We start from the raw sequence: 17,912 nt of genomic DNA, 5'->3' as shown, positions 1-17,912 counted from the left end.
CCCCCATGAGGTGCTGATGAACATGCCGATCGTCCAGTTGCTGGTCCTTGCAGGGATCGCGATTTTCCTGATCCTGCGCCTTCGCAGCGTGCTGGGCAGTCGTGACGGCTTTGAAAAACCGCCGGTTCCCGGTCCGGGACAGTCCCCCGAACAGCGCCGAGGGTTCGAGGTCATCGAAGGCGGCCCGGATCACGACATCATCGACCACGTCCCCGAAGGCAGCCCTTCGGCCGAGGCGCTGGCCAAGATGAAGCGGATCGAGCCGTCCTTCAGCGTCGGCGAATTCCTTTCCGGCGCCCGTGGTGCCTACGAGATGATCCTCATGGGCTTCGAACGGGGCGATATCGAGGCCCTGAAGCCGTTTCTTGCGGATGATGTCTACGAGACCTTTGCCGAAGTCGTCGAGGCACGGCATGATCAGGGCATTACCATCGAAGCGGAATTTGTCGGCGTGCGCGAACTGGCCCTGGTCGAAGCGACATTTGACGAAGCGGACAAGCTTGCGGAAATCACCGTGCGTTACGTCGGTGAGCTGACCTCGGTCGTGAAGAACGCCGAGGGCGAGCTGATCGAAGGCAGCGCGACTTCGGTCAAGCGGCAAAAGGACGTCTGGACCTTCGGGCGCAACATGGGCAGCGACGATCCGAACTGGCAACTGGTCGCAACGGACGAATGAAGCAGGCGTTCCGTGCGGCCATTCTGACGCTTCTGGCAATGGCAGGCACCATGAGCGCGGCCGATACGGAAACCACGTACGACATTCTTTCCTTTTCCGACCTCGACGGTTGGGAAAGGGACGATCACGGCGCGGCGCTTGCCGCCTTTCTGGAAACCTGCGGCGACCTGCGCGATCCGGACTGGGCGTCGCTCTGTTCGGTTGCACGTGAAACATCCGATGCGCGCGCCTTTTTCGAGCTGTTCTTTCGCCCGGTGCTGATCGGGGACGGCGCCGATGGCCTGTTCACCGGCTATTTCGAACCGGAGCTCGAAGGCTCCACCTACCCCACGCCGCGATTTCGCTATCCGCTCTACCGGATGCCGGAAGAGGCGCGCGATATTCGCCCCTGGCTGACGCGCCGCGACATTCTCACCACCGGAGTGATGGAGGGGCGCGGACTCGAGATTGCCTGGGTCGACGATCCCGTCGAGTTGTTCTTTCTCCAGATCCAGGGGTCGGGGCGCATCCGGCTGCCCGACGGGCGGCATCTGCGCGTGGGATACGGCGGGGCGAACGGCCAGCCCTATCGCTCGATCGGCAAGGAATTGATCGAGCAGGGCACGTTCCAGCCCCACGAGGTTTCGGCACAGCGGATCAAGTCCTGGGTCCGGACCAACCCGCTGGAAGGCGAGGAACTGTTGTTCCGCAATCCTTCCTACGTCTTCTTCCGCGAGGTGAACGAGGTGCCGCCGGAAAAGGGTCCGCTCGGGGCGATGAACCGGTCGATCACGCCGCTGCGCTCTATCGCTGTCGATCCGGCCTACACGCCCCTCGGTGCACCCGTCTGGATCGAAAAGGGCGGCAACGGCCCGATGCATCGGCTGATGATCGCGCAGGACACGGGCGCCGCGATCAAGGGTGCCCAACGTGCCGACATCTTTTTCGGCATGGGCGATCAGGCCGGACGTCTGGCCGGGCGGCTGAAGGACCCCGGACGGCTGGTGGTCCTGCTGCCCATCCAGCGCGCCTATGCGCTTCTGCCGGAGTCGCTGCTGTGAGCCGCCGCCGGTTGCGGCCCGAAGAGCTGGATCTCTGGCAACAGGTCGCCCGCAGTGCGGAGCGCCTGCCCGGCCGCAAGACCCAGTTCCGCGAGGAGGACATCCCCCAGCGCCCCGGCAAGCCTGTCGTGGTTCGCGAAACGATCCCGTCCTTTGCGCTGGGGTCGGCCACCCTGCCCCGGACGGAAACGCACGACTTTTCGGGTACGACGGCGGAACGCCTGAAAAAGGCGCCGCTGCGGATGGATGCAAAGGTTCACGGCCGGCTGAAACGCGGCAAGCTGGCGCCCGAGGCGCGCATCGACCTGCATGGCATGACCCTGGACCAGGCGCATCCGGCGCTGATGCGGTTCATCCTGTCGGCACATGCCAAGGGGTTGAGGCTGGTCCTCGTCATCACCGGCAAGGGCAGCCGCGAAGAGCCCTACGACCCGGCGCCGCGACGGCGGGGCGTACTCAAGACGCAGGCGCCGCGCTGGCTGGCGCTACCGCCCCTGTCGCAGGCGGTGCTTCAGGTGAGCGAGGCGCATCAGCGCCACGGCGGCAGCGGGGCCTATTACGTCTATCTCACGCGGCGGGGCTGATCCCGCTCAGGGCTGGTCGAAAATCTGCTCCGCGTGATCGCTCAGGTAGATCCTGAGCCAGGGCGTGAAGGAGTCCGGATTTTCGGCGATGGCGCGGTCCAGCTTCTCGCGCGGCATCCAGGCGGTGTCCATGACCTCGTTCGGGTCGGGCTGCAGGACGGGCGGGGTCGCGACGCGGCTGACAAAGATCTCGACCACCTCGTGTTCGATCATGCCCCCCCCGACATCGGCGCGATATTCGACCTGGCCCCGATGGTCCTGCGTCAATCCGGTGATACCGAGTTCCTGCCGCAGCCGACGGGTCACGCAGGCTTCGGCACTTTCGTCCCAGTGCGGATGCGTGCAGCAGGTGTTCGCCCAGAGCCCGGGCGTGTGGTACTTGCACAGCGCCCGGCGTTGCAGCAGCACCGCATCCCCGTGCAAGACAAAGACGGAAACGGCCTTGTGCTTCAGGCCTCTGCGGTGAACTTCGAGTTTGTCGAGCGGTACGAGCGTTCCGTCGATCCATGCCGGAATCATGTGGTCCATGCCGTCTCTGTCCCCAATGCGGCCCGGAAGGTCAAGCGGCGGACGGTCTGGCGCGGACACTGGCAATAGGTCGCAGATCGACCAAGGGCGTATTGTTGCAAATACAGACCTTCGGCTAGGGTCCGGTGCGACGACGCACAACGGGAGACGAGGCGATGAGAACGACCCTTTTGACGGCTATCGCGGCTTTGGGCCTTGCGACGACCGCGCTTGCGGAAAGCCATGGTGGCGGAGGTGATGTCGAGGCGGGCGAGAAGGCATTCAAGAAATGCCTGAGCTGCCACGCGGTGGTCGCCGAAGACGGCACGGTCGTCGTCAAGGGCGGCAAGACCGGCCCCAACCTCTACGGCGTTCTCGGGCGCCCGGCGGCGGCCGAGGACGGCTATCGCTACAAGGCCGGCATCCTCGAAGCCGCGGAAAAGGGGTTGGTCTGGGACGAGGCGAATTTCGTCGCCTACCTTCAGGACCCGAGCGGTTTCCTGAAGGAGTTTACCGGCGATTCCGGCGCACGGTCCGGCATGTCGTTCCGGCTTCGCAAGGGTATGGAAGACGTCTACGCCTACCTGCTCTCGGTCGGACCGGAGATGTAATCCGCCCGACCCGACACGGGAACGGAAAAAGGGCGCGCCGCGGTGGCGCGCCCTTTGCCGTTCCGGGTGCCCGGCAGAATCAGTTGCTGAGCGAGGTGATCTGACGGCCGAGACCGAAGGCGCTGCCCACCAGTCCGAACACGACCTGCGCGCTGGTCACCGGCGATTCCGTGGCCAGGACGGTGTCGCCCGGATTGACGAGGAACTTGCGCGCGGCGAACAGCCCGTCGGCCGAGGTCAGATCGAAGGTGAACACCACCTGCTGCATGCGCGGTGCCGTGCCGTCCGAGCGCAGGTGCTTCACGCGGTATTCCCGCAGAACGAGGACGCCCTTGGGATCGGCCCGGCTGTCGGAAAGGCCGCCCATCAGCGACACGGCTTCGAGCGCGGACAGGTCGTCCTTGGGGAAATAGATCAGGTCTTCGGACCCGGCGGCGCCCAGGGCGGTGAAGCTGTGATCGTCCTCTTCCACGATGACCGTGTCGCCGGGATAGAGAAGGGCGTTGTTCGCACCGCTGTCGAGCAGCTGATCGGCGGATATCTCGTAGGTGGAGCCGCCGCGGATCAGGCGCACGCGCGGGTTCCGCAGGCTGTTCATGATCCCGCCGCCGTCGGCGATCAGCCCGAGGATCTTGTAGTTGCGCGACGGCATCGGGAAGCTGCCGGGGCGCGAAACGCCGCCGACCAGTTCGACCGAATTCGCGCGGCCCTGGGTGAGTCGCACCTGCACCTGCGCCGAGGGCACGATCGGTTCGAGTCGGGACTGGATGCGGGCGCGCGCGCTCGCCGGGGTGAGGCCGCGGATATAGACCTCGTCCACGTAAGGGATGAAGACCGCGCCGTTGGGTCCGACCTCGACCCCGGAAAGCACGGTGGATTTCTCGGCGGTATTGGTCAGGAGCGAGTTTTCCTGGTTGTCCCAGATCGTGATGTCGACAAGGTCGCCGGTCTGGATCACGTTGGAATTCGACCCGGAGGAAGCCCCCGGCCAGTTGTAGCCGCGGTTCCAGCCGGTCGTCGGCCAGGAGGCGATCATCGGCATGTTGGCGCGCGTGACCTGCACGACCTGGAAGGTCGGGATCTCGGCGTTCGATTCCTTCAGCACTTCGGACTGGAGGGCCGCGCCGCGCGGAAGGCTGCAGGCGGCCACCAGGACCAGCGCAGCCAGCATCGCAAGCAATCTTTGTGTCGTCGTCAAAACACGTCCCCCGTCCAACACCGTATCGGATTCCCAGCCAACATAACGGGTACGCGCGAGTAACTTACAGATCAATTGCACAAGAGAATCCGATTTGAGCATGTCACCGCAAGGACACGGCCGGAATCTGCGCTCCCGCGGCCTGTCATGGCGATGGACTCGGGGATTCCCTTCAAATACAGCACAAATCGGCCGGAAGCCGCGCTATTCGCGCCCGTCGGAACGGCCGAAGATCCGGGTTGCCGGCGCGGCAGGTTTCCGCGCAACTGGGGGCCCGAACGGGGGGATCGGCGTGGTCCGGAACGGAGCGTTGGAGTGACGACAGGCAAACGAACCCTTGATATCGCGCTGGCGCTGGCGCTCGCGGTGCTGCTCGCGCCGTTCATCCTGCTCATCGCGGCGGCAATCCTCGTCCGCGACGGCGGGCCGGTTCTCTACCGCTCCGAGCGGATGAAGACGCCGGATGAGGGGTTCATGCTCTGGAAATTCCGGACGATGCGGCCCGACGATACCGACCGGGGCGTGTCGGGCGGCGACAAGACCGACAGGATCACCCGCACGGGCAGGGTCCTGCGCCGCTACCGGCTGGACGAGCTGCCGCAGCTCTGGAACATCCTGCGCGGAGACATCAGTTTCGTCGGGCCCCGGCCTCCGCTGCGGCGCTATACAGAGCTGTTCCCCGAGCTTTACGCGCGGGTGCTGGAATCCCGGCCGGGCGTGACCGGGCTTGCCACGCTGGCCTTTCACCGGACCGAGGAACGGCTTCTGGCGAGCTGCCGGACCAAGGACGAGACGGAAGAGGTCTATTGTCGGCGCTGCGTGCCCCGCAAGGCACGGCTGGATCTCATATATGCGTCGCGGCGAAGCCTTTGCTACGATCTGCGACTGATGCTTTCGACGGTCGTGCGGAGCGTGTCGCTTCACTAGGCCCGGTGTTGCGGGGCGCCGCGCGGGTCAGAGACGCAGGCGGTGCATCGCGACATAGCCGGTCGTCACCCCGAGCCACTGGCGCGAGGCGAGGATCTCTCCGCTGCCGTCGACCACGTAGTAATCCACGAACGGCGGCCCGTCCTCGCTTTCGCAGGCGACGATGACTTCTGTCGCACGCCCGCGGACCAGGCCCATGGCCACATCCACCGACTTGTCCGGTTCGACTCCGCAGCGATAGGTGAGCACCCGCGTCGCGTCGTCCGACCGCAGGAAGCGCTGGATGTAGACCGCGTTCCCGGTGGTGCGCTTGCGCACCAGCGACAGCACGGCATCGACGTCGGTCGACATGAGGTCGTCGCCCAGGCCCCGGGTCGAAGTGATCATGCCGTTGCGCAGCACCATGTTCTTGCGGTCCGCCGTGGCGTAGGTGCCGTAGGGGCCGTTCGTCTCGATCCGGATCAGCACCGTCTGGGCCTTGCGTTCCTCGATGTTGACGAAGGCCATCGGCAGATCCGTCGCCGCCATGACCTGCGCGATCTGCGCGGCGGTCACGGGTTGCGGCGCGGCGTCGCCCTTGAACAGGGAGTCGTAGAGGACCTCGAAGGAATTGCCCCGGTAGGGATCGTTGCCGCAGGCCCCCAGAACGAGGCAGGAGGCAAGGACAGCTGCCGTGCGGAGGATCGTCTTTCCGTTCATCGCCAGAACCTTCCCCAGGAATCCTCGACTTGTGGCTCGTGCCAGGTCCGGACCTTTTCGTAGAGGCGATCCGGCACGAAGACCCGCGCGCCACCGTCACGCTGGACCGAGCGCAGGACGGTCGTCGAGGTGGTGCGCGACGGTGTCCCGAGACCGACCGACAGCGGCACGGTGATCATGATGCCCTTGTCGAAGGAGCCTTCGCCGAAATCCTCGGAGGAGACGTCGGTCAGCGTGGCAAAGGCGCCGACCTTCCAGCCGTTGGCGAATTCCCGCTGCAGGGTGAGCGTGCCACCGTAGTCGCCGGCCAGGTAGCGGCCGACATCGAGCTGACCGTGATAGCCCTTGCCGAAGTCGTAATAGGCCGAGACATGGCCGTTCACGTGCGGAATGGTCATCTGCGCGCCGGAGATGGGATCGGTCGTGACGTTTTCCTGCAGACCGAAGAGCTGGTCGTAGTCGCGGCGCTGGACGTAGTTGACCTCGACCCCGAGACCGAGGCGGCTGTCCACCGGCTTCCAGAGCAACTCGGCGGAGGCGCCGGCATACATCTGTTCGAGGTAGCCCACGGTGAAGCGGCTGTAGAGATCGCGCCCCGGACGGCCGAAGAAGGACAGCGTGAGCTGGTCGATCGCGGGATCGCCTTCGCGGTTGTAGGCGGCATAGTCGGTCCGCACGCGCGGCAGCTTGGATTCGTCCAGGCGGGAAATATCGTCGAGGTTGCCCAGGAACCGCTTCTTGATGGCGCCGGTCAGGATGATGTTGGGCGTGAACTGCACCGTCCCGGACAGCTTGGCGCCGACGTCGAGGCGGAGCGGGCTTTGCGGATCGAAGGTGCTGTAGGAATAGTAGGGTTCGAGCGCCCAGATGAACTTGGGGAAATTGTCGAGGTCCGTCGGGGGCGCCTTGCCGAAGGCGTCGGTGATGCTGGTCCGGGCGAGCATTTCCACGGCCGCATCGTTCTCGAGCCGTTCGAGGTCGGAACGGCGCATGGTGACTGCCGACATCGCCATGCCGTTCTCGACCGGGACGATGGTGAATTCCTCGACCGAAGCGGGCAGGACCCGCGTCATCACGCGCGCGGCGCGGCCGATGGCCTGCGACGGCGCGCCGTAGATCGGGTTGCGCAGGCGGATGGTGGCGCGGCGTGGCTCCAGCGTCATCCCCTCGATTTCGAGGCTTTCCTTCTGCAGGCTCTTCACGAGCCGATCCTTGGTCACCGCCTTGGCGCTCGCCATTTCGGTGGTCCAGCCGAGATCGCCGATGTCGCTCGGCTGGCGCGGTTTGACCGGGACGCCCGCAGGTTCGATGCCGCCGGGCATGCCCAGCGTCTTCGGGTTGAGCGGGTAAGTCACCTGGAAACCGAGCGCGCTACCGTAGGCGTAATAGGCCGAAAGCTGGGTGCCGTTCTTGAGCCGGTAGTCCACGCCGAGGTTGATCGAGGAGGCGTAATCGAAATTCGCGTTCGTGGTTTCGACCGGATAGTCGTCCGAGGAATATTCCAGCGTGAAGGTCAGGCGGTCGTTCGGCGCATAGCTGATCCCGGCAAAGGGCGCGACATCGCCGCGGAACCAGTTGTCGTAGGACAGCGTGCCGCCGGTGGAATTCGCCGCGTTGAAGATGTTGCCCGCCCCGAGGATCGGCGGGCGGGCGCCGAAGGTGGCAACCGGGTTGTGCGTCGCGAGCCTGCCCCAGCCGAGGCCGCCGGTCACTTTCAGGCCGGGCGCGATCGTCTTCGTCGCCACCACGTATTCCGCGGAATAGGCGCCGGTGCCGATGAAATCCTGCAGGCCCACGGCGACGGCCGGGCGGATGGCGCCTTCGTTCCAGAGCTGGTAGCGAAGGTCGAAGCTGCGGTCGTAATAGACGCCGCCAACCTCTCCGAGCCCGGTGTACTGGTCGATCCCGGAATAGCGGAAGGCACCGATCAGCTTGGGCGTGATCTGGAACATCATGGTGCCGCGATGGCTGTCGCCGATCCGCCCGTAGGTAAAGCCGAGCGTGCCGTCGGGCGCCATTTCCGCCGTGGGCATGTCGACCAGGCCGGGCAAACCGTAGAGGTTGAAGCTCGGCACGGCTTCGGCAAGAACGGTGCCGGTCAGCAGGATCGCGGTCACGCTGACGCCGGAGATCGCCAGACCCCGGCGGATCCTTCCCGGCTGATTAGCACCTCCGTACGGCATCGATCCCACCCCTGCAAATCGCGTGTCGGGACCAGAGCTATTCGCAAATGTCCCGCCTGTCCATTCGGCCGCCCGACGACGGGTCCCGGTTGTGGGATTTCCGCACGGGGCTGCGGCGGACCGCGGCTTTAACCGGACATTTTGAATCGTTAAGCGAAGTGTAACGTCCGGGCCTGTATGACTTCTGCGGGGTGTAAAATCAGGTGGTGGATTATGAGCGTCGACAGCAATGTCGCGCCAGTCATCATCAAACGGAAAAAGGTTTCGGGCGGCGGCGGTCATCATGGCGGCGCCTGGAAGGTGGCATATGCCGACTTCGTGACGGCTATGATGGCCTTTTTCCTGCTGATGTGGCTGCTGAACGCGACGACGGAAAAACAGCGCAAGGGGCTTGCCGACTTCTTCAACCCGACGGTTGCGATCAGCCGGATCTCGGGCGGCGGAGAGGACAGTCTCAACGGCAACTCTCTCATGTCCGAGATGGTGATGCCGCGGGTCGGCACCGGGGCGACCAGCCTGCGGCCCACCGAATCCGATGCCGCCCGCGGGAATTTCACGCAGGGCGAGTCGGACAGGGAATCGGAGGCGGAAAGCGCCAAGCTCCAGGAGGTCGAGGACATGCTGACCGCGCGCAGCGGGGAAAGCATGATCGACGACGGCCTGATGCGCCACATCGTGACTCGCGTGACCGACGAGGGTCTGGTGGTCGAACTTTTCGAAACCGACAACTCCCGGCTCTTCGACGATACGGGGCGGGCGACACCGCTGCTGGAATCGCTTGCCGGCGTGATCGAGAGAGTGTCGGCCATTGTGTCGAACCCGCTCGCCATCGAGGGTCATGTGAGCGCCTATCCCCTTGTTCTGGCAAGGGATCCGTCCTGGGATGTTTCTGCGGCCCGTGCCGACATGTTTCGCGAACTGCTCCGTGCGGAAGGGCTGAAGAACACCCGCATCTCGCGCGTGACCGCCCATGCGGATCGCGAACCCTCCCAGGACAACCCGATGGACCGCCGCAACAACCGGATCGAGGTGATCTTCCTGAGGCAGCACTGACCTCGGGGGGAATGGCTCATATTTTACCTGTTAGCGTCACGTTAAGCCGCCGCGCCTATCTGTTCTCCCGAAGAGTTAAACGGGACAGCAGAAAGGCATGTCATGACCATTTCCTCATCTCTCAACGCGGGTGTCTCGGGGTTGCGGGCGAATGCGAGTCGCCTCGCGTCGATTTCCGACAATATCGCCAACGCCTCGACCTACGGGTATCGACGCGCGGTGACGGAGTTCAACTCCCTGGTGATGGCGTCGGGAGGGCGCTCGTACACCGCCGGGGGGGTCACGTCGAACAGCATCCGGCTGATCGACCAGCGCGGATCGCTCGTCACGACCAACAATGCGACGGACCTTGCCGTGCGCGGTCGCGGCATGTTGCCCGTGGTGTCCCAGTCGCAGCTCAATGCCACAGGGGAGCCGGAGCTTCTGCTGACTTCCACCGGCTCCTTCCGGCTCGATGAAAACGGCTATCTCGCGAACGAGGCCGGGTATTACCTCATGGGCTGGCCGGCCAATCTCGACGGGTCGATCCCCTCCTTCCCGCGCGATACCACGGACGGCCTGCAGCCGGTCCGCTTCAGCCAGAGCCTGGTCGGCGATCCGACAACGGCCGTGTCGATGGCGCTGAACCTGCCTGCGGTCGATACCATCGCCGGCAGCGACGGCGACCCGTACAACCTCTCGGTGGAATATTTCGACAATCTCGGCGTCTCGCAGAGCATTTCGCTGACCTTCACCCCGACCGTCCCCGCGGCCGGCGCGCCCATGTCCAACGAATGGACCGTCGTCATGGCTGATTCGGCGCAGGACGGGGCCGTGATCGGCGAATACGTCATCACCTTCGACGACTCGCGCACCAATGGCGGAACCATTGCCAGCGTCACCACGGTGAGCGGCGGTGCCTATGATGACGTGACCGGGCTGCTTTCCGTAGATGTGGCCGGCGGACCCATCGAATTCGACATCGGCGCCATCGGTCAGAACACCGGTCTTTCCCAGCTCTCCGACAGCTTCGCACCGATCTCCATCACCAAGGACGGATCGCCCGTCGGCAACATGATCTCGGTCGAGGTGGACGCGAACGGTTACGTCAGCGCGCTCTATGACACCGGCGTGAGCCAGGTCCTGTTTCAGGTCCCCCTGGTCGATCTGCCGAACCCGAACGGTATGATCGCGATGGATAACCAGACGTTCAAACCCTCGCCGGACAGCGGTCCCTATTTCCTCTGGGATGCCGGTGACGGTCCGACCGGTGACATCAAGTCCTACGCCCGCGAGGAATCCGCGACCGACGTGGCGCAGGAACTGACCGACATGATTTCCACCCAGCGTGCCTACTCGTCCAACGCCAAGGTCATCCAGACCGTCGACGAGATGCTGCAGGAAACCACCAACATCAAGCGCTGATCCCCGTGGTCAGCCTCTAGCAGGAGGCCGCTGAATGTCACTTTCCGGAGCTTTGTCCAACGCGTTGAGCGGCCTCACCGCCAACAGCCGCGCCGCAAGCCTCGTCGCGTCGAATATCGCGAACGCAACCACCGAAAGCTACGGTCGGCGTATCCTCTCCCTGTCGTCGCGCGCCAGCGGGACGTCGGGCGGCGTGATGATCAACGGGGTCGTCCGAAGCGTCAACACGGTCATCCTCGCGGATCGCCGGTTGTCGGACGCCCAGTCCGGCTTTGCCAACAACATGCAGGCCTTTGCCTCCCGCGTGGAAAACATCGTCGGCGCCAGCGGCGAAGCCGGGTCGCTGACGCAACGGTTCTCCGCCTTCGAGAACGCGCTTCTGTCGGCCGCCTCAGATCCGTCGTCCGTGCAGCGGCTCCAGGCTGTTTCGCAGACGGCGAATGATTTCGCCACGACGCTGAACACGCTCAGCAACGGCATTCAGTCCGCGCGAACCGATGCCGACAGGTCGATCTCCTCGCAGGTCGATGCACTGAATGCCGCGCTGACGCAGGTGGATTCGCTGAACACCGCCATCGCCGAAGCAACCCTTCGCGGCAGCGATGCCTCCTCCCTCATGGACGAACGGCAAAGGGTGATCGACGGCGTGTCGGACATCGTGCCCCTCCGCATCATGGAGCGCGAGAATGGTGCGCTGGCCATCCATACCGCGTCCGGTGCGGTCCTTCTCGACAACACGATCCATAGCGAACCCGCGGTCATCAGTTTTTCCCGCAGCGCCATCATCACCGCGGATATGTCGCTCGGAAACGGTCTGCTTTCCGGGATCGAGATCAACGGCACTCCGGTCAACAGCACCAATGGCGGACCTCTCGGCGGCGGCACGCTCGGGGCGCAGTTGCAGATCCGCGATACCGTCGCGGTCGAGATGCAATCCACTCTGGACGGTCTGGCGCGCGACCTGATCGACAGATTCTCGGCAGGGGGCCCGGATGCGACCATTGCCGTGGGCGATCCCGGGCTCTTCACCGACGAAGGCGCGACCTTCGATCCCCTGAATGAAACCGGCATTGCGGCGCGCATCCGGATAAACGACCTCGTTGCGCCCTCCGGCAACGGTCAATGGCGCCTGCGCGACGGTCTGGGTGCCGTGGCGCAGGGTGACGTTGGAAATGCGGGCCTGCTGCAGGCCTATTCCGGCGCGCTCGAGGAATTGACGGTGCCGGGTTCGACCAGCCTCGCCACCGGAGCCAGCAGCTTCGGGCAACACGTCGCCGACTTTCATGCCGCCGTCTCCTATGCGCGGGTCAGATCGGATTCGGAGGTGTCCTTCAGTTCGGCGCAGCATACCGCGCTGAAGGAACTCGAACTGTCGGACGGCGTCGATACCGATGCCGAATTGCAGAACCTTATGTTGATCGAACAGCACTACGCCGCGAATGCCCGCGTGATGACCGTCGTGGACGAACTGATGCAAACTTTGATGAGAATTTGAGGATATGGCCATGGATACCGTCGGCGACCTCGCCCGCACTCTGATCTTGCGGACGCATCATACCCGCCTCAACCGCGACCTCGATCGGCTCGGTGTCGAAATTGCCACAGGCTTCGTCCGGGATCCCACCGCGCATCTCGGCGGCGACGTGAACGGTCTCCTCGCGATCGACCGGACCCTTGCGCAATTGGAAACCTATCGCGTCAACACGACGGAAGCGGGTTTTCTGACCAGCTCGATGCAGACCGCGCTGGAGGAAATGCAGAACAGGTCCGAACACCTGTCCCAGGTCCTGCTCTCATCGGAGCTCACGCCCACCGATGACATGCTCCAGACCATGTCGTCCGAGGCGGAAAATGCGCTGGGCCAGGTGTTGAACGGACTCAACCGCAATGTCGGCGGGCGGTTCCTCTTTTCCGGTGCAGCAACCGATCGCCCCGCCATCATCGGTGCAGACGCCATGCTCACCGGCCTGAGGACCGCCCTGACCGGTCAGACCACGGCGGCGGGCGTCAACGCGGCGTTGGATACCTGGTTCGATGGCGTCGGAGGCGGGTTCGACACCAATGCCTATCTCGGCTCGGGAACATCCCTGTCGCCGTTCCAGCTCAGCAGGACCGAAACGGCCGGGATCGACATTCGGGCCAATGATCAGGTCTTCCGCGATATCCTGAAGGCCACGGCGAAGGCCGTGCTTGCTTCGGATCCGACGCTCGCGCTTTCTACCGACGTCAAGGTCGATCTTCTGGCCGAAGCGGGTCAGGATCTGATCACCAGCCAGGAATCCATGGTCGAACTTCGCGCCAGCCTCGGAACGCTGGAGGCCCGCATCGAGGAGACGACAACCCGGAACTCGGCCGAGCGTACGGCGACCAGCATCGCACGCCTGGACCTCGTCGGGATCGACGATTTCGAAACCGCGTCACGCTATGAAAACACGCGTGCGCAACTGGAAAGCCTCTACGCGATCACGGTGCGCTCGTCGCGCATGAGCCTGACGGAGTTCCTGTGATGCCCCGCATTCTGCCGCTTGCGACCGCGATCATGCTGGCCTTGATCTGCCTCCCGGCCACCGCGCAAAATGTCCGGATCAAGGATCTTGTCGAGGTCGATGGCGTCAGGTCCAACGACCTTGTCGGATACGGGCTGGTCGTCGGGTTGAACGGGACGGGCGACGGCCTTCGCAACGCGCCTTTCACCGAAGAGATCATGCAGAACATCCTGGAGCGCCTGGGTGTCAACGTGACGGGCGAGCAATTCCGCCCTCGCAACGTCGCTGCGGTCTTCGTGACCGGAAAGCTCCCGCCATTCGGTCGTGCCGGTGGTCAGATCGACGTTACCGTGTCCGCAATCGGCGATGCGAAGAGCCTACTCGGGGGGACGCTGATCATGACGCCGCTCAACGCGGCGGACGGGCAGATCTATGCCGTCGCGCAGGGGACGGTCATCGCCGGCGGAGTCTCGGCGGACGGACAGGCCGCGACGGTTGTTCAGGGTGTGCCGACCTCCGGTGTCATTCCCTCGGGTGCGCGGATCGAACGGGAGGTGGATTTCGATTTCGCCGAATTGTCGAGCCTCCGTCTCGCATTGCGGGAGCCCGACTTCACGACGGCCGCGCGGATCGAAAATGCGATCAACCGCACGGTGGGCCGCCAGGCAGCGCAAATGCAGGATTCGGGCACGGTCACGGTGGATCTCTCGAAAACCGGCGCCGCCACACCGGCCCGCGCGATCGTGGCGATCGAGAATTTGCCGATCCAGCCGGAGCGCCGCGCAAGAGTTGTCGTCGACCAGCGCTCCGGAACGATCGTGATGGGGGAAGATGTCCGGATATCGCGCGTTGCCGTATCCCAGGGGAACCTGACGCTGAGGATCGAAGACACGCCGATTGCCGTGCAACCGAACCCGTTTGCAGAGGGTGAAACCGTCGTCGTGCCTAGAACGGCGGCCGGCATTACCGAAGAGCCCGGCATAGGGCTGGCCGAGGTCCCGGGCGGTACGTCCCTGTCCGAGGTGATCGCGGGACTCAATGCGCTGGGCGTGTCGCCGCGCGACATGATCGACATTCTCAAAAGCATCAAGGCTGCCGGCGCACTGCATGCCGAGTTCGTCGTGATGTGACGGTCTCGCCGCCTTGCCGTGCTGAAGCTTTGTTAATGCCTGCTCGGGTACATTCCGAAAGACGCTGGTGAAGGAGTCGACCAAATGTTCGGGATCATCGGGATCGTCGTGATTTTCGGTATGGTGTTCGGTGGCTACATCCTGGCCGGCGGCCAGATGTCGATCATCCTGAAATCGCTTCCGTTCGAGATGATGATGATCGGCGGGGCCGCTGTCGGATCATTCCTCATCGGCAATGACGGCTCGGTCGTGAAACACACGCTCATGGACATCGGCAAGGTCTTCAAGGGCGCCAAGTGGAAGCCCGGGGACTACCGCGATCTGCTTTGCCTGCTATTCGAGCTCATCCGACTTGCGCGACAAAGTCCGGTGGCCATTGAGGAACATGTCGAATCCCCCGCGGAATCCTCCATCTTCTCGAAATATCCCAAGATCCAGGGTGACAAGATCGCGGTGGAGCTGATTTGCGATACGATGCGTTCCATGTCGATGAACTACGACGATCCTCACCAGGTCGAAGAGGTTCTGGACAAGCGGCTCGAGGGGCTCGAACACCACCGCATGCACTCGAGCCACGCTCTTCAAAGCATGGCGGACTCCCTCCCCGCGCTGGGGATCGTCGCGGCCGTGCTGGGGGTCATCAAGACGATGGGTTCGATCGATCAACCCCCGGAAGTTCTGGGCAAGATGATCGGGGGCGCCTTGGTGGGCACGTTCCTTGGCGTGTTTCTGGCATACGGTTTCGCCGGCCCCTTTGCACTGAAGGTGAAGGCTGTCGTCGAAGAGGATTTGCACTTCTACCATCTGATCCGGGAGGTTCTTGTTGCAAACCTCCACAATCATGCGACGAACATCTGTATCGAGGTCGGTCGCCAGAATACGCCGGCCCATTTCAGACCGAGCTTTGTGGACCTTGAAGAGTCGCTGAAATCGGTGAAGCAGGAGGCCGCATGATCCGGCTCGGCTGGCTGATTTTCCTGGGGCTGATCCTGCCCGGCTCGCTTTCCGCGCAGTCCTTGCCGGTGAAATCGGGTGAGCACGGTGACTTCACGCGCATCGTGGTGACCATTCCGGACGGAGCATCATGGTCTTTGGCCAGGGGACAAGAGCCGCGAACCTATCGACTCGACGTGGGCGCGGACGGCATATCATTCGATACATCCACCGTGTTCGATCGGATCGATCGATCCCGCATTTCCGCGTTGAATGCTGAACCTGGTGGTTCCAACCTCCGCTTCGAGCTTTCCTGCGATTGCGTCGCGACCGGGTTCCTGCATCAAGAGGAAATGGTTGTCGTCGACGTTCGCCAGGGCTCGAAGCCGACCGATCCGGTTGCGTCCGAACCGAAATCGACGGGTCTTTCATCCGGAGCGAATGCCCTCTCCGAGATAAGGCTCGGTGCCGCGCCCGGAATCGGACCGATGCAACGAATGAACGTCCTATTGCCGTCATTTCTTTCCGAGCAGCATCACACGGATAGAAAGCCGCGAAACGTTCCCGCCGAAAGCACTTTGGAATTCGAAAGAGATCTTGCCGAACAGATAGCCTCTGCAGCAACCGGGGGTCTCTTGCGTCCTGCTCTTCGCCATGTTCCTGCGGCGAAACCTCATGACCTGGAAGATGACATGGGCCGCGAAACACATCATCGCGAAGGGAGTGATATGCGTTCCATTCAGGATTCTCTCGAGGCCGCGTTGAGTTCGGACGACCCGACGAATCCTGAGGCCAGGATCCGAATTAGCGGACAGGCGTGCGTGGATGATGATGAACTGGATTTCAATTCCTGGGGGGAAGACGATGCTCTGGAAACCTTGATTCCCTCATTGAGGGTCAAGCTTTACGGGGAATTCGACAGGATCGACGAAACTGCTCTGAAAGAAATTGCGAGAGCCTACGTTAGGATCGGCTTCGGAGCCGAAGCGCGGGCCATCCTGGAGCTTGATGCCGAATCAGGCGATCGCGTAATCACGGCTCTCGCGGGGATGGTCGATGGACTTCCCGACGGTTCGGGTGTTTTCGCCGGACAGACCGCATGTGACGGACGTGCCGCCTTGTGGTCTCTCCTGGGGTCGCGCGAATTGCCGAATGCCACCCCGATCAACGTTCCGGCCATTCTCCGGACATTCGAGGAACTGCCTCTCCTCCTTCGGAATCTGATCGGACCTGAACTCTCGACGCGTTTCGCCCGAGAGGGGGATGTCAATGCGGCCCGAAGTGTCCTCGCCCGGTTGGAACGTGCGACCGGGGACATGACCGAGGACATGATTCTCGGAAGAGCGCGGGTAGATCGGATCGACGGCGCTGTGGACGAAGCCCGCCACGTGCTGAATGAGATCGCCGGAAAGGATGGACCAAATGCCGTGGAGGCAACCATCGAATCCATCGAGCTTTCATCGGAAAACGGTTCGGACATTTCACCGCGAATGGTGGAACTGACGGCCGCATACGCCACCGAATTGCGAAAGACGGACGAGGGACCGAAGATGTGGTTGGCGCATGCGCGCGCCCTGCTCTCAAACCGGAGGTATGACGAGGCCTTCGCGAGCATAGACAGCAGCCGCGACATTCCGCCTGAGGTTTTGGAGTCAGCACTGGGAGAAGCCATGTCGGCGGTTTCCCGGATCGGCGACGATGTCAGCTTTCTGAAACGGATCGTCGGAAGGGGTCCCTCGCGCGGCTTGCCACCTGAAACCGTGATCTCGATTGCCGATCGCCTGATCGCTCTGGGCATGCCGGAGCAGGCCGAGCGATGGCTGACGGAAACCGGCATTTCCACGGCGTCGCGACCCTACAGGATGTCCAAGGCCCGAACGCTTGTGGCATTGGCAAAACCGGAAGAGGCCGAGATTGCCCTGATCGGCCTGCAGGGCGATGACGTCTTGCAACTCAGGGCTGAAGCCCGGCGGCAGATGGGTGATTTCAGTTACGTCCAGACAGCCTATGAAAGGTTGGGTCAGGAGGATGGTGCCCGCTCGGCGGCATGGTTGGCCGGAGATTGGACGACGGTCGCGAACGGGGAGGCGGGGGCCCTTTCGTCGGCAGCGGCTTTGGCCGAGTCCGAAGATGCCGTGTTCGCCGATGCTCGGCCCAGTCTCCAGCTTGCGGAGACTATTGCAGGCGAGAGCAGCCAGACCCGAGCAACCCTCGAAGAATTGCTGGCAACGACGCGGTTGACGGATCAGTGATCCACCGTCTTACGGATACGAAAAATAAACCAAGCTGCTCTAGGCATTGAGAGAACGGCAATGTCGCCACCAGAGCAGAATGGTCAGCCTTCACATGCAAGACGCAGGAACCGACACCCGTCTATTCGACCGGCCGGGCCATCAACCGCACTCAGCCGGTGATACCCTGTTCGGACGGCCGACATGCCACGGCCAACGGATTTCCGCCCATGACTGAAAGAGTCCGGGT

16 protein-coding genes are annotated in these 17,912 nt (G+C 63.4%); 12 read left to right on the top strand and 4 right to left on the bottom strand.

What is annotated here, in order from left to right; genetic code table 11:
• Positions 1 to 16: 16 nt before the first annotated feature.
• Genes ACN0RJ_RS01210 through ACN0RJ_RS01200 form a run of 3 tightly spaced genes read left to right on the top strand, consistent with a single transcriptional unit; the run spans position 17 to position 2,300 of the window.
• Positions 17 to 676 carry a Tim44/TimA family putative adaptor protein gene (locus tag ACN0RJ_RS01210; protein ID WP_417718765.1) on the top strand — a complete coding sequence of 220 codons (660 nt, stop codon included), beginning with the start codon at positions 17 to 19 and terminating at the stop codon, positions 674 to 676.
• Complete coding sequence (locus ACN0RJ_RS01205; protein ID WP_417723168.1) at positions 673 to 1,716, top strand: murein transglycosylase A; 1,044 nt, start codon at positions 673 to 675, stop codon at positions 1,714 to 1,716. The genes ACN0RJ_RS01210 and ACN0RJ_RS01205 overlap by 4 nt, the downstream gene beginning before the upstream one ends.
• The gene (locus ACN0RJ_RS01200; RefSeq protein ID WP_417723167.1) at positions 1,713 to 2,300 is read left to right on the top strand and encodes a Smr/MutS family protein; all 588 of its coding nucleotides are present in this window, start codon (positions 1,713 to 1,715) and stop codon (positions 2,298 to 2,300) included. The genes ACN0RJ_RS01205 and ACN0RJ_RS01200 overlap by 4 nt, the downstream gene beginning before the upstream one ends.
• Positions 2,301 to 2,306: 6 nt before the next feature.
• Here ACN0RJ_RS01200 and idi read toward each other — a convergent pair whose 3' ends face one another.
• Complete coding sequence (gene idi, locus ACN0RJ_RS01195; protein ID WP_417723166.1) at positions 2,307 to 2,828, bottom strand: isopentenyl-diphosphate Delta-isomerase; 522 nt, start codon at positions 2,826 to 2,828, stop codon at positions 2,307 to 2,309.
• Positions 2,829 to 2,983: 155 nt separating this feature from the next.
• Here idi and ACN0RJ_RS01190 point away from each other — a divergent pair, with 155 nt between their 5' ends.
• Complete coding sequence (locus ACN0RJ_RS01190) at positions 2,984 to 3,418, top strand: c-type cytochrome (protein ID WP_417723165.1); 435 nt, start codon at positions 2,984 to 2,986, stop codon at positions 3,416 to 3,418.
• Positions 3,419 to 3,497: 79 nt separating this feature from the next.
• On the opposite strand, the gene ACN0RJ_RS01185 is transcribed toward ACN0RJ_RS01190, so the two are convergent.
• Positions 3,498 to 4,589, bottom strand: coding sequence for a polysaccharide biosynthesis/export family protein (locus ACN0RJ_RS01185; protein WP_417718770.1), 1,092 nt, complete (start codon positions 4,587 to 4,589; stop codon positions 3,498 to 3,500).
• Between the two features lie 342 nt (positions 4,590 to 4,931).
• On the opposite strand from ACN0RJ_RS01185, the gene ACN0RJ_RS01180 reads away from it, so the two are divergent.
• Complete coding sequence (locus ACN0RJ_RS01180; RefSeq protein WP_417723164.1) at positions 4,932 to 5,543, top strand: sugar transferase; 612 nt, start codon at positions 4,932 to 4,934, stop codon at positions 5,541 to 5,543.
• Between the two features lie 27 nt (positions 5,544 to 5,570).
• On the opposite strand, the gene ACN0RJ_RS01175 is transcribed toward ACN0RJ_RS01180, so the two are convergent.
• Complete coding sequence (locus ACN0RJ_RS01175) at positions 5,571 to 6,242, bottom strand: YjbF family lipoprotein (protein WP_417723163.1); 672 nt, start codon at positions 6,240 to 6,242, stop codon at positions 5,571 to 5,573.
• A complete protein-coding gene (locus ACN0RJ_RS01170) occupies positions 6,239 to 8,425 on the bottom strand; it encodes a YjbH domain-containing protein (protein ID WP_417718773.1) in 2,187 nt (728 codons plus the stop codon). The genes ACN0RJ_RS01175 and ACN0RJ_RS01170 overlap by 4 nt, the downstream gene beginning before the upstream one ends.
• Before the next feature lie 213 nt (positions 8,426 to 8,638).
• Here ACN0RJ_RS01170 and ACN0RJ_RS01165 point away from each other — a divergent pair, with 213 nt between their 5' ends.
• From ACN0RJ_RS01165 to ACN0RJ_RS01135, 7 genes are all read left to right on the top strand, one after another.
• Entirely contained in the window at positions 8,639 to 9,478 is an 840-nt protein-coding gene (locus tag ACN0RJ_RS01165) for a flagellar motor protein MotB (protein ID WP_417723162.1), read from the top strand.
• A gap of 102 nt (positions 9,479 to 9,580) precedes the next feature.
• The gene (locus ACN0RJ_RS01160; protein ID WP_417718775.1) at positions 9,581 to 10,882 is read left to right on the top strand and encodes a flagellar hook protein FlgE; all 1,302 of its coding nucleotides are present in this window, start codon (positions 9,581 to 9,583) and stop codon (positions 10,880 to 10,882) included.
• 34 nt (positions 10,883 to 10,916) lie between these two features.
• Positions 10,917 to 12,377, top strand: coding sequence for a flagellar hook-associated protein FlgK (gene flgK / locus ACN0RJ_RS01155; RefSeq protein WP_417718776.1), 1,461 nt, complete (start codon positions 10,917 to 10,919; stop codon positions 12,375 to 12,377).
• A gap of 4 nt (positions 12,378 to 12,381) precedes the next feature.
• Positions 12,382 to 13,389 carry a flagellin gene (locus tag ACN0RJ_RS01150; protein ID WP_417718777.1) on the top strand — a complete coding sequence of 336 codons (1,008 nt, stop codon included), beginning with the start codon at positions 12,382 to 12,384 and terminating at the stop codon, positions 13,387 to 13,389.
• A gap of 32 nt (positions 13,390 to 13,421) precedes the next feature.
• Complete coding sequence (locus ACN0RJ_RS01145) at positions 13,422 to 14,498, top strand: flagellar basal body P-ring protein FlgI (RefSeq protein WP_417718827.1); 1,077 nt, start codon at positions 13,422 to 13,424, stop codon at positions 14,496 to 14,498.
• Positions 14,499 to 14,582: 84 nt separating this feature from the next.
• Positions 14,583 to 15,452, top strand: a complete 870-nt coding sequence (gene motA, locus ACN0RJ_RS01140) for a flagellar motor stator protein MotA (protein ID WP_417718778.1) — start codon at positions 14,583 to 14,585, stop codon at positions 15,450 to 15,452.
• A complete protein-coding gene (locus ACN0RJ_RS01135) occupies positions 15,449 to 17,683 on the top strand; it encodes a tetratricopeptide repeat protein (RefSeq protein ID WP_417723161.1) in 2,235 nt (744 codons plus the stop codon). The genes motA and ACN0RJ_RS01135 overlap by 4 nt, the downstream gene beginning before the upstream one ends.
• Positions 17,684 to 17,912 lie beyond the last annotated feature (229 nt).

Source organism: Salipiger sp., from assembly GCF_048261495.1.
Classification (GTDB): Bacteria; Pseudomonadota; Alphaproteobacteria; order Rhodobacterales; family Rhodobacteraceae; genus Salipiger.
The sequence above is the reverse complement of the archived record's forward strand: the minus strand, read 5'-3'. Positions and strand labels throughout refer to the sequence as shown.

Bases quoted from the DNA above. Each gene is read 5' to 3' on its own strand.
- ACN0RJ_RS01190 (WP_417723165.1), top strand. From the start codon at position 2,984: ATGAGAACGACCCTTTTGACGGCTATCGCGGCTTTGGGCCTTGCGACG.
- ACN0RJ_RS01185 (WP_417718770.1), bottom strand. From the start codon at position 4,589: ATGCTGGCTGCGCTGGTCCTGGTGGCCGCCTGCAGCCTTCCGCGCGGC.
- ACN0RJ_RS01135 (WP_417723161.1), top strand. From the start codon at position 15,449: ATGATCCGGCTCGGCTGGCTGATTTTCCTGGGGCTGATCCTGCCCGGC.
- flgK (WP_417718776.1), top strand. From the start codon at position 10,917: ATGTCACTTTCCGGAGCTTTGTCCAACGCGTTGAGCGGCCTCACCGCC.
- ACN0RJ_RS01150 (WP_417718777.1), top strand. From the start codon at position 12,382: ATGGCCATGGATACCGTCGGCGACCTCGCCCGCACTCTGATCTTGCGG.
- ACN0RJ_RS01205 (WP_417723168.1), top strand. From the start codon at position 673: ATGAAGCAGGCGTTCCGTGCGGCCATTCTGACGCTTCTGGCAATGGCA.
- ACN0RJ_RS01170 (WP_417718773.1), bottom strand. From the start codon at position 8,425: ATGCCGTACGGAGGTGCTAATCAGCCGGGAAGGATCCGCCGGGGTCTG.
- motA (WP_417718778.1), top strand. From the start codon at position 14,583: ATGTTCGGGATCATCGGGATCGTCGTGATTTTCGGTATGGTGTTCGGT.
- ACN0RJ_RS01165 (WP_417723162.1), top strand. From the start codon at position 8,639: ATGAGCGTCGACAGCAATGTCGCGCCAGTCATCATCAAACGGAAAAAG.
- ACN0RJ_RS01145 (WP_417718827.1), top strand. From the start codon at position 13,422: ATGCTGGCCTTGATCTGCCTCCCGGCCACCGCGCAAAATGTCCGGATC.
- idi (WP_417723166.1), bottom strand. From the start codon at position 2,828: ATGGACCACATGATTCCGGCATGGATCGACGGAACGCTCGTACCGCTC.
- ACN0RJ_RS01160 (WP_417718775.1), top strand. From the start codon at position 9,581: ATGACCATTTCCTCATCTCTCAACGCGGGTGTCTCGGGGTTGCGGGCG.
- ACN0RJ_RS01175 (WP_417723163.1), bottom strand. From the start codon at position 6,242: ATGAACGGAAAGACGATCCTCCGCACGGCAGCTGTCCTTGCCTCCTGC.
- ACN0RJ_RS01210 (WP_417718765.1), top strand. From the start codon at position 17: ATGAACATGCCGATCGTCCAGTTGCTGGTCCTTGCAGGGATCGCGATT.